At 72.4% G+C, this 10,792-nt stretch carries 9 protein-coding genes (1 of these 9 only partly in view); all 9 read right to left on the reverse strand.

The window, feature by feature from the left end:
• Positions 1-7 precede the first annotated feature (7 nt).
• Tightly spaced (at most 11 nt apart), the 9 genes in view from AC1MGR_RS13415 to AC1MGR_RS13455 form a layout consistent with a single transcriptional unit that may run on beyond the window.
• On the reverse strand, positions 8-685 hold the full coding sequence (locus AC1MGR_RS13415; protein ID WP_480231910.1) for a cytochrome c oxidase subunit 3: 678 nt from the start codon (positions 683-685) through the stop codon (positions 8-10).
• Positions 682-2,361 (reverse strand): cbb3-type cytochrome c oxidase subunit I, encoded by a 1,680-nt coding sequence (locus AC1MGR_RS13420; protein ID WP_108040386.1) that lies wholly within the window; start codon positions 2,359-2,361, stop codon positions 682-684. The genes AC1MGR_RS13415 and AC1MGR_RS13420 overlap by 4 nt, the downstream gene beginning before the upstream one ends.
• Positions 2,358-3,320, reverse strand: a complete 963-nt coding sequence (gene coxB / locus AC1MGR_RS13425; RefSeq protein WP_480231911.1) for a cytochrome c oxidase subunit II — start codon at positions 3,318-3,320, stop codon at positions 2,358-2,360. Before coxB ends, AC1MGR_RS13420 begins: the two co-directional genes overlap by 4 nt.
• Positions 3,317-3,832, reverse strand: coding sequence for a hypothetical protein (locus tag AC1MGR_RS13430; protein WP_480231912.1), 516 nt, complete (start codon positions 3,830-3,832; stop codon positions 3,317-3,319). The genes coxB and AC1MGR_RS13430 overlap by 4 nt, the downstream gene beginning before the upstream one ends.
• An 11-nt stretch (positions 3,833-3,843) precedes the next feature.
• Positions 3,844-4,851, reverse strand: coding sequence for a hypothetical protein (locus AC1MGR_RS13435; RefSeq protein ID WP_480231913.1), 1,008 nt, complete (start codon positions 4,849-4,851; stop codon positions 3,844-3,846).
• On the reverse strand, positions 4,848-5,402 hold the full coding sequence (locus AC1MGR_RS13440) for a c-type cytochrome (RefSeq protein WP_108040390.1): 555 nt from the start codon (positions 5,400-5,402) through the stop codon (positions 4,848-4,850). The genes AC1MGR_RS13435 and AC1MGR_RS13440 overlap by 4 nt, the downstream gene beginning before the upstream one ends.
• Entirely contained in the window at positions 5,399-7,405 is a 2,007-nt protein-coding gene (locus tag AC1MGR_RS13445) for a quinol:electron acceptor oxidoreductase subunit ActD (RefSeq protein WP_480231914.1), read from the reverse strand. The genes AC1MGR_RS13440 and AC1MGR_RS13445 overlap by 4 nt, the downstream gene beginning before the upstream one ends.
• Before the next feature lie 6 nt (positions 7,406-7,411).
• The gene (locus AC1MGR_RS13450) at positions 7,412-10,441 is read right to left on the reverse strand and encodes a TAT-variant-translocated molybdopterin oxidoreductase (protein WP_480231915.1); all 3,030 of its coding nucleotides are present in this window, start codon (positions 10,439-10,441) and stop codon (positions 7,412-7,414) included.
• Positions 10,441-10,792 carry the 3' portion of a cytochrome c3 family protein gene (locus tag AC1MGR_RS13455; RefSeq protein ID WP_108040396.1) on the reverse strand. Its footprint extends 308 nt past the window's final position, so only the last 352 of its 660 coding nucleotides appear in the window; its start codon lies beyond the right edge, outside the window; its stop codon occupies positions 10,441-10,443. Before AC1MGR_RS13455 ends, AC1MGR_RS13450 begins: the two co-directional genes overlap by 1 nt.

A 10,792-nucleotide genomic window follows, 5' to 3' on the forward strand; every position in this document is an offset into this window, starting at 1 on the left:
CCGGCCCTTACCGGTTGACCACGTAGAGGACCGGGAAGGCGATGATCCAGATCAGGTCGATGAAGTGCCAGTACAGGCCGTAGACCTCGATCCAGTTCTGGTGCCGCTGCAGGAAGCCCGGCCGCGACGCCTTCCAGGTGATCCCGAGCAGGATGGCGATGCCGGTGAACAGGTGGACGGCGTGGAGCGCGGTCGCCACGTAGTAGAGGTTGACGAAGAGCCGCGTCGCCGGCTGCTCGGCCAGGGCGTAGGGCCGGTGGGCGAGGAAGGGCATCATGTGCTCCTCGTAGTCGGCGTAGTACTCGTAGCCCTTCAGCATCAGGAACAGCGCCCCGAGGCTCGCGGTGGCGAGCAGGCAGCCGACCATCATCCGCTGCCAGCCCAGCCGCGACAGCTCGATGGCCGCCGACATGGTCAGGCTGGAGCAGAGCAGCACCACGGTGTTGACGGCTCCGATCCAGAACTTGAGATGGCCGGCCGCCGCCTGCACCGCCTCCGGATGGAGCAGGCGCAGGATCAGCGCCGTGAGGAACAGCCCGGCGAAGAGCAGCAGTTCCGTGAGCAGCCAGGCCCACATCCCCAGCGTCGCGGCGTGGCGCTGCTGGCCGACGGTGGCGAAGTGCTCGGCGCGGGTTACGCCGACGGCTTCGGCGGCGGGGTTCGCACCGATGACATCGGCGCTCACGTGTGGTGGCTCCCGGTCTCGGGGGCCTGGATCGGGTAGTCGTAGGGCACCTCCGGCACCCGCGGCACGCCCGCGAAATTATGGGGCGGGGGCGGGGAAGCGGTCTCCCATTCGAGGCCCTTGGCGTTCCAGGGATTTCCGGGCGCGCGGCGTCCGAACCAGAGGGAATGGACGAGATAGACCATCGGGAAGAGGTAGCCGGCCGCCAGGATCGTCGAGCCCGCCGAGGACAGCACGTTGAGGAGCTGGAATTCCGGCGGGTAGGTCGCGTAGCGCCGCGGCATCCCGAGGTAGCCGAGGATGAATTGCGGGAAGAAGGTGACGTTGAAGCCGATGAAGATGAACAGCGCCGAGATCCGGCCCCAGGGCTCGCTGTACATCCGCCCGGTGATCTTCGGCCACCAGAAGTGCAGCCCGCCGAGGAAGGCCAGCACCGTGCCGCCGACCATGATGTAGTGGAAATGCGCCACGACGAAGTAGGTGGCGTGGATGTGCTGGTTGATGGCCAGCGTCGCGAGGTAGAGCCCGGTGAGGCCGCCGAGCACGAACAGGCCGATATAGCCCATGGCGTAGAGCATCGGGGTGTCGAGGCGCAGGCTGCCCTTATGGATGGTGGCGGTCCAGTTGTAGACCTTCACCGCCGAGGGCACCGCCACCGCGAAGGAGAGGGCCGAGAAGGCCAGGGAGGCCAGGTCGCTCTGCCCGTTGACGAACATGTGGTGGCCCCAGACGAAGAACGTCACGGAGGCTAGGCCGATGGCCGCGTAGGCGACGAAGCGGTAGCCGAAGAGCTTCTTCTGGGCGAAGGCCGGTACGATCTCGGAGATCACGCCCATGCCCGGCAGCACCATGATGTAGACGGCCGGGTGCGAGTAGAACCAGAACAGGTGCTGGAACAGCACCGGGTCGCCCCCATAGGCCGGGTCGAACACGCCGACGTGGAAGGCGCGCTCGGCGATGAGCAGGATCAGCGCGAGGGTGATGACGGGGGTCGCGAGCAGGAAGATCAGGCTCGTGGCGTAGTGCGTCCAGACGAAGATCGGCAGGCGGAACCAGGTCATGCCGGGCGCCCGCATCGTGTGGATGGTGACGACGAAGTTGAGCCCCGTCAGGATCGAGGAGAAGCCCACGATGGTGACGCCGATCAGCGCCGGCAGCACCCAGGTGTTCGAGAAGGCGGTGGAGAGGGGCGCGTAGAAGGTCCAGCCGGTATCCACGCCGCCCAGCACCACCGCCACCAGGGTGAACAGCGCCCCCGTCATGAAGACGTACCAGCTCGTCAGGTTGAGCTTCGGGAAGGCGAGGTCCTTGGCACCGATCATCAGCGGGATCAGGAAGTTGCCGAAGGTCGCCGGGATCGACGGGATGAGGAAGAACCACACCATCACCACCCCGTGGATGGTGAAGGCCTTGTTGTAGGTATCGTTGGTCATGATCGCGCCGTCGGGCACGACGAGGGCGAGGCGCACGAAGCCGGCCGCCACCGCACCGATCACGAAGAAGGCGGTGATGCTGGCCAGATACAGGAGCGCGATGCGTTTGTGGTCGGTGGTGAGGAACCACGAGCGCAGGGTCGACTGGGCATGCAGGTAGTCGTCCGGCCGGTCGAGGGTCGGCGACGGCGTGTGCGGGTCGCGCGCGGCGGCGTCGCCGTGCAGGGTGCCGGCGCTGCTCATCGGGGGGCTCCATCTGCGACGCGGTCGGTGGCCTTGAGGTACCCGACGAGGCGATCGAGGTCGTCGGCCGGGATCACCCCGCGGAAGCTCGGCATCACCTGCTTGCCGCCGCCGGCGAGCCGGTTCTCGTTGGGATTGAGGATCTTGGCGCGGATGTAGTCCGCGTCCGCCGTGATCGTGCGGCCGTCGGCGAGGTGGACCGCGCGGCCGTAGAGGCCGGCGAGGCTGGGCGCCTTCACGCCCGCGACGGCGCCGTCGTGGCAGCCGGCGCAGCCGTAGGATTCGTAGATCACCCGGCCCGCCGCCACGTTCGATTGCTGTGCCCCCCCATGGGTCAGCCAGTCCTGGTACTCGGCCTGGGTCATCAGGGTGAGGTTTCCGTCCATGACCGAGTGGTCGGTGCCGCAATATTCCGAGCAGTAGAGCCGGTAGGTCCCGGTGCGGTCGGCCTTGAACCAGATCTCCGTCGTGCGGTCGGGCAGGGCGGCGATCTGCAGGCGCAGGGCCGGCAGGTAGAGGGCGTGGATCACGTCCTGACTGGTGATGCGGATGCGGACCGGCTGGTCGATGGGCAGGTGGAGGTCGTTGATCTCGGACTGTCCGGTGGGGTGCTGGAACTTCCACATCCACTGCCGGCCCACGGCCTCCACCACCATGGCGTCCGGCGGCGGATGGCGGGAGGCGATGAACAGCTTCGCGCCCCAGCCGAAGAAGAACAGCGTCAGCACGTAGGGGATCAGCATCCAGCTGATCTCGATGAGGAAGCTGCGGCGCTCGTCGGTGCTGCGGTCGGCCTGCTCACCCTGGCGGTAGCGCAGGGCGAAGTAGGTGATGGCGAGGAAGACCGGCACCGTGAGGAGCAGGGTCAGCACCGTGAAGCCGAGGATGATGTGGTCGGTCTCGACGGCCGTGGCGGAGGCCGCGGGCGGCCACAGGGCGAGGGCGGACTGGGCCTTCATGGGGCCGTCGCCCTCCCGGCTTCCGGGGCCGGCTCCGGGTCGAAGGGCCGGCCGGCCATGAGCGCCATGGCCCGCGCGATGGGGATGCGCGCCCGGGTGCGGTCCGGGTCGAGATAGGCGTAGCCGGAGAGGCGCCCGGCCTCGTCGGCTTGCTTGGCGTCGATATCCGCGTAGGGGTCCGCCTGCAGGTTCGGCGGCGGCGGCCGAATCGCGGCGGTCTGCTGGGCGGTCAGGGGCGGCAGGGCGGCGCGCTGGCGCCCGAGCACCACGTGGTTGAGGGCGAGCACCGCCCCGATGGTGACGATCACCGCCCCGGCGAGCCCGAGCATCACCCAGGCGGTCTTGCCGGCCTCGGCGTCGCTGCGCTCGTAATCCCAGGCGTCCCCGTGCGGATCCCGCGGCGAGGCCTCGGCGGACGGCGGCACCGCGCCCGTTCGGCGCAGGATCAGGCCGGCCAGGATCGCCGGGACGAGGGCGAGGCTGGAGCGGCGCGGGGCATCGGGCGGGCTCATGCGGCGATCCATCATGCGGCGACCCTCGCGTCCGGGATCGAGGCGCCACGCGCCAGCAGCGGCGCCAGGATCGACGCGAGGCCAGCGGCGAGGGCGGCGACGCCGAGCCCGGCCAGGACGTCCGGCCCCGTGACCACGAAGGCGCCGCGCCCGGCCGGCGTCACGAACCAGGCCATCTCGGCGGCGTGGACCGCCAGGACCAGGGCCGCCGCGACCAACGTCGTCCAGGGGCCGGGGCGCAGGGTGAGGGCGGCGGCGAGCAGGGCGGCCACCCCGCCCGCGAGACTCAAGCCCCGCCCGAGCAGGCCGCCGCGGGCGAGGTACCACGAGACCTCGGCGGGCAGGTTGGCCGACCAGACCACGAGGAACTGCACGAAGTGCAGGAAGGCCCAGGCGGCCGTCAGCAGGGCCAGCGGCAGCAGCCCCGATTCCGGCCGGCGCGTCACGAGGAGCGCGGCGGCGAGGGCCGCGCCGCTCCAGGCCGCCATCATCAGGAGCCCGATCAGGCTGGAGCCGAGGCGCGGGTCGAGGGCGGTGATCAGATCGAAGCTCACCAGCGTCGCCAGCACCGCGTGGAGTCCGAGGGCGAGGACAGCGGGTCCGCGGCCCGCCGCGACCCGGCGGCAAAGCCAGAGCCAGAGGGCGAGGGCCGCCACGAGGCGGCCGGCGAGGAACGGCAGCGTCGACCAGATCGCCGCCAGCGGGGTCGCGGCGGGCGTCCCCCGCGCGAAGGGATCGAGGGCCGGCACCACCGCCACCAGGGGCAGGGCCAGGAGGGCCGCCACCGGCATCAGGCGCAGGCCGCCGACGAGGGCCGGGCGCAGGGTTGCGAACCGCTCCGGCGCCAGGGCGTCGAGCCCGACGACCAGCGGAAGGGCGCCGAGGGGCAGGGCCAGGAGCGCGAGCCAGGCGGCGAGGTAGCCGGCCTGCCAATCGCCGAGGAGGACCGCGAGGCCGAGGGTGGCAAGACCGATCGCAAGACCGGCGGCGCGCAGGAGCGGGGGGCGTGGGGCGCTCATCGGGCCGCTCGCATCGCACGGCCCTCGAGCCGGGCCCGATCCTCCGCCGGCAGGCTCGCCACGTCGGCGCCCTGGCTCAGCTGCAGGGCGCGCAGATAGGCGACGATGGCCCAGCGGTCGGCCGGCGCCACCTGGGCGCCCATGGGCAACATCGCCCCGTGGCCTTCGGTGATCGCCGCGTAGAGCCGGTCCGAGCTCGCGGATACCAGGCGCGCGCTCGCGAAGGACGGCGCGGCGGGAAAGCCGCGCGCCACGATCATGCCCCGGCCGTCGCCGCTGCGCCCGTGGCAGGGCGTGCAGGCGATACCGTAGCGCTCCCGGCCCCGGTCCAGCAGGGACGCGTCGATGACGGCCGGGCGGGGCACGACGCGCGCCGGGTCGGTGCGGGGCACGGTGCCGGCCACGGGCGGGCGCATGGTCATGCCCTGGGGGAAGAAGCGGTTGGCGTCCCAGCTCTTGGCCTTGGCCTGGTCGCGCATGTTCGCCTCGCCGCAGCCGGCGAGGGCGGAGGCGACGGCCAGAGCCAGGCCGAGTCCGGGTCGGCCTCTCATCGCGGCACCCGCGCGATGGCGAGGGGCCGGCCGGCGCCCTCGGGCAGGGCGGCGAGCTGGCGCGCGAGCCGCTCGGCGTCGAAACCCGGGCCACGCGCTTCGGCAGCGAGGAAGTAGCGGTCCTGCGTCGCACGCCCGAATCCCGGGATGTTGAAGGCCGGATGATTGAGGCGCGGCAGGCGGTTCACGAACAGGAGCACCGCGTGCACGGCGAGCGTCCCGCTCATCATCGCGACGGAGACGCTCGGCACCACGAAGGAGGGCCAGGAGAAGCGCGGGCGTCCACCGACGTCGAAGACGTAGCCGTAAGCGGTGGCGTAGACGCACATCCCGTAGAAGGCGGCCCCGCCGGCGAGGGCCGCGCCGAGGGCGTAGGGCAGGATCGAGCGGTCGTGGCGGCCGAGGGCCTTCAAGGCATCGGGCATCGGCACCGGGCCGAAGGCGTCGAGACGGACGATCCCGCCGTGGCGGGGATGGCGCCGGGCCAGGGCCCGCATCGCGGCGGCGAGCTGGTCCTGCGTCGTGAATTCCGCGCTGACCGCCCAGACCGGCGTGCCGGCATCGGGCGGGGGGGCGTCCGCCCTGTCCTGGGCCCGAGCCGGACCGTCGCCGGGTCCTGCCTCTCGGCGCAGGTCGCTGAGCGAGGCCACCGGCAGCACGCGCAGGAACAGGAGCAGCAGGACGAGGAACATCCCCACCGAGCCGGCGAAGGTGGCGATGCCCCAGAGCCCGACCCGGTAGTCGAGGGCGGAGGAGGGCAGGAAGTCGTGGGACAGCGTCACCACCAGCACCATGACGTGGTCGGCATAGGCGCCCACCGCCACGAGGCCACCGACGAGGGCCAGCACCAGGGGCGCGCGCCGGAGCCGCGCCCACCAGAACAGGTGGACGGGCAGCAGGGCGCAGGTCAGCACGGTCCAGGCCGCCCAGGCATGGGGGCCGGTGAACCGGCGCACCAGGGTGGCGCGCGCGTAGGCGTCCCCGTGCAGGAAGCCCGAGAGCAGCTCGGCCCCGTAGCCGTAGAGGCTGGCGAGCCCGAGGCCGAGGAGGAGCCGGGCCAGGATCTCGGCATGGCGCAGGGTGACGACCGCCTCGAGGCGGTAGACGGTGCGGACCAGCATCGCCAGGGCGGCGGTGACGGCGACCCCGGAGAACACCGCGTTCACCAGGAAGGAGACGGGCAGGATGGTGTCGTGCCAGCCCGGCAGCACGGAGCCCGCCAGCATCACCGAGGCCCCGGTCTGGAGCGAGACCACGAGCAGGATGCCGAGCAGGGCGATGATGCGGTAGGCCTGCGCCCAGAGCTGCCAGTGCGAGGCGGAGCCGCGCCAGCCGGCGGCGGCGACGCCGTAGGCCTGCGCCTTGAGCATCGGCCGGCGCTGCGGCCGCCCGGCGCGCTCGGATGCCGCCTGCGCCTCCGCGAAGGCCCGGTCGCGCAGGGTGGCGAGGTCGGGCAGGAGGCCGATGTACCAGAGGCTCACCGTGACCACGAGGAAGCTGACGATGTCGATGGCGTCCCAGACCAGGGGCGAGCGGAACTGCGGCCACAGGCCGAGGGTGTTGGGGTAGGGCAGGTTCCAGTAGAAGAACCACGGCCGCCCGAGATGGATGATCGGGTAGAGCCCGGCCGCGATCGTGCACAGGAGGGCATTGGCTTCGGCGAGACGGCCGATCGCCCCGCGCCCGAGCGCGCCCCCCGACGAGGCGCCCGTGAGGCGCAGGATGCCGGCCAGGGCGAGGCTGCCGCAGGCGATGCCGATCCACCAGTCGTAGGAGGCGATGTCGAGGGCCCAGACGACGGCGTTGTTGTTGTTCCAGATGCCGACGCCGGTGACGAGCAGGTACAGGATCACCCCGAAGAACAGGGCGAGCAGGCCGGAGGCCGCCGCGAAGGCGATCCACCAGCGCCGGCCCAGGGGGTCGTGCAGGGCCGCGTCGGCGACGGCGCGCCCGAGGCCGCCGGGGCGGGTCGGAAGGTCGGGGGTGAGCACGGCTCCGGCCATGGCGCGTCAGCCCTCCCGGCCCGGCCCGGCGCCGGGCGCCAGGCTCGCGAGGTAGGTGGTGCGCGGCCGGGTGTTGAGTTCGCCGAGCAGGGCGTAGTTGCGCGGGTCGCGGCGCGCCGCCGCGACCTTGCTGCCCGGATCCGAGAGGTCGCCGAACACGATGGCGCGGGTCGGGCAGGCTCCCTGGCAGGCGGTCTCCACCGTCCCGTCCGGGATCGGCGCATGGGCGTCCTTGGCCGCGTCGATGCGCGCGCCGGCGATGCGCTGGAGGCAGTAGGTGCACTTCTCCATCACGCCGCGCGCCCGCACGGTGACGTCGGGGTTGCGCTGCTGCTGCGCCACGGGTGTCAGGCCGCCGGTGTAGTCGAGGTAGTTGAAGCGCCGGACCTTGTAGGGGCAGTAGCTCTGGCAGGTGCGGGTGCCGATGCAGCGGTTGTAGACCTGCAGGTTCAGGCCCTCGCTGTCGTGCACGGTCGCCTCCACGGGGCAGCCGAGCTCGCAGGGGGCCGCCTCGCAATGCATGCAGGGCACGGGCTGGAAATGCGTCTCCGGCGCGTCGAGGTCGCCGGCATAGTAGCGGTCCACCCGCAGCCAGTTCATCCAGCGTCCGCGCTCCACCTCCGCGCGCCCCACCACCGGGATGTTGTTCTCGGACTGGCAGGCGGTGAGGCAGGCATTGCAGCCGATGCAGGCGTCGAGGTCGATGACCATGCCCCAGGCCCGACCGGCGCCCGCGCCCGCGCCGGCGCCCGCGGAGTCCGCCCCCCGCCCCGCCGAGGGCGGCTCGGGATAGAACGACGGCACCGTCGCGCCCGGCGGGTCGCCGACGCTCGGAGCCCCCAGGGCCTGGACGCGAACGAAGTCGTGCCCTTGCGTCGTGCCGAGGGTTTGCAGCGTGCCGAAGTCCTGGGTCGTCACCGGTTCGGCGTGCCGTCCGGTCTTCGTCAGGGTGACGTCGGGGAGGCGATAGGGCGTGCCGGCGGGGCGCAGGGCCTGGGCGTCGTAGCCGAGCCCCTGCGCGAGGTGGTCCGGCACCCGGCGGCCGTAGCCGAGGGTGAGGGTCACGGTGCGCTCGGCCTGGCCGGGCAGGATCCAGGCCGCGCCCTCGAGCCGCCGGCCGTTCGCCTCAACCGCCACGACGTCGCCGGTGGCGAGATGCAGGCGCTCGGCCAGCCGCGGGCTCACCGCGACGACGTTCTCCCAGACCACTTTGGTCAGGGGCTTGGGCAGTTCCTGCAGCCAGCCGAGATCGGCCGAGGCCCCGTCCCAGACGCAGGGGTCGGGCCGGAACACCGCCTCGATCCGGTCCTCCGTCGCGGGGGTCGGCGAAGGCGCCGAGGAAGAGGTGGCGACTTGGCCGCCCGGCGCCACGGTCTCCACCGGCAGGGCGGTGTCGGGCAGGAAGCCGAGGCGCAGGGCCTCGGCGAACCGGGCCTCGAAGGCGGCGGCATCCTCGCCGGGGCCGCGCCACTGGCGCTTCAGCAGGGCGAGGCCCTGCTCGGGCCCCTCCTGCACGGGGATCTCGGCTCCGAACAGGGTCAGGATCTCCTGGGCCGAGCGCCCGCCATAGAGGGGGGCGACGGTCGGCTGGATCAGCCCCACGGTGCCGTCGAGGGAGCGGGCATCGCCCCAGCTCTCCAGCGGGTGCGCCAGCGGCAGGTGCCAGTCGGCATGGGCGGCGGTCTCGTCGAAATACGTGCCCGCGTGGATCTTGAACGGCACCCGCGCCAGGTGCTCGGCGAAGGCGAGTTCGCCCGAGCCCTCGTAGACCGGGTTGACCCCGAGCATCAGCAGGGTGCCGACGCGCCCGCCGGCCATCGCCTCGGTGAGGGCGGACAGGCTCTCGGCGCCGAGCACCGGGACCGGAGCCGTATGGACCACGGTGATGCCGGTGTTTCCCAATGCGCCGTTGATGCGGTGGACGAGGGCCTGCACCGCTGCCGGCTGGCCGATGCCGGCGGTGACGAGGCTCCGCCCCCTGTCGGCCAGGAGCGCCGCGCCGGCCCGCCGGAGCCAGGCCGCCATCGGCCCGTCCGGGATCTCGGGCTGCCCGCCCTCGGCGATCCGCAGGAGATCCGCGGCCAGGCGCGCCAGATCGTCCGAGCCGGCCGCCACGGTGTGGTCGGCCTTGACGCTGGTCAGCCCCGGGGTCGGCGACGCCGCGTGCAGGGTAAGGAGGCGGCCTTCCGCCTGCGCGGCCCGGCGCGCGTCGATCCAGCGACGCGACAGCCCGACCTGGCCCGGCCCGACATCGAGGAAGTCGCCGTCGAGGCTGACGAGGGTGCGGGCGGCCGCGAACCGGACCTGCGTCTCCAGGGGCCGGCCATAGGCCTGCCGCGCGCCGTCATAGAGCCCCTCCCGCGGCACCGTCTCCGAGACGTGCCAGCGCAGGCCGGGATAGACCGCCCGCAACCGGTCGATCTCGGCGGCGAGCGACGGCGACGTGACCGGCCCGGTGAGGAGGTGGAAGCCCGCGCCGCCCGTCTCGCGCAGGGCCGCGAGGCGCCCCGGCAGAGCCCCGCGGAAGGCCGACCAGGCGGCGGGTCGCCCGAGATGCTGCACCGCCTGGCTGCGGAAGGGGTCGTAGAGCCCGAGCACCGAGGCCTGGCCCAGGACGTCGGTGCCGCCCCGGCTCCAGGGATGCTCCGGGTTGCCCTCGATCTTCAGGGGACGGCCGTTGCGCGTGGTGACCAGGATGCCGTTGGCGAAGCCGTCGAAGAGGGTCGAGGTGGCGTAGGCGAGGGGGGCGCCGGCCACGATGCGCTCGGGCTGCACCACGTAGGGCACCTCGCGCCCGCGCCCGTCGAAGGCATCGCAGGCCGAGAGGCCGGCCAGCGCGAAGGAGGCCGCCATCAGCTTGAGGAAGCCGCGCCGCTCCGCCCCCTGCGCCAGGGGCAGCGCCCCGGGAAACTCGGACCGCAGATAGGCCTGGAACGCCGCCGTCCCGGCCAGCGCGTCGAGGCTGCGCCAGAAGGCAGGGCCATCGCCGGAGGCGAGGCGCCGGCGCAGCTGCGCGAGATCGAGGTCCTGATCCATCAGCGGTGGCAGATCCCGCATTCGAGGAGCCGGTCGCCCCCGTGGATGTGGTTCTTGGCCACGAGCTGCGGCCCGAGGGTCGCCTGGTCGGCCGGCGGGCTCCAGTTCATGTTCCAGACCTGGTCCGGCGTGCGCACCCAGCGCTCGGGCGCCTGGTGGCAGTCGAGGCAGAACTGCATCTCGAAGGCGTTGGCCCGGTAGGTCATCTGCATGGTGGTGACGTCCCCGTGGCAGGTGGAGCAGCCGATCCCCTTCGTCACGTGAACGGAGTGGTTGTAGTAGACGTATTGCGGCAGCTTGTTCAGGCGAACCCAGCGCAGGGGCTCGCCGCTGGCGTAGCTGTCGCGCACG

Source organism: Methylobacterium sp. BI1, assembly GCF_056680125.1.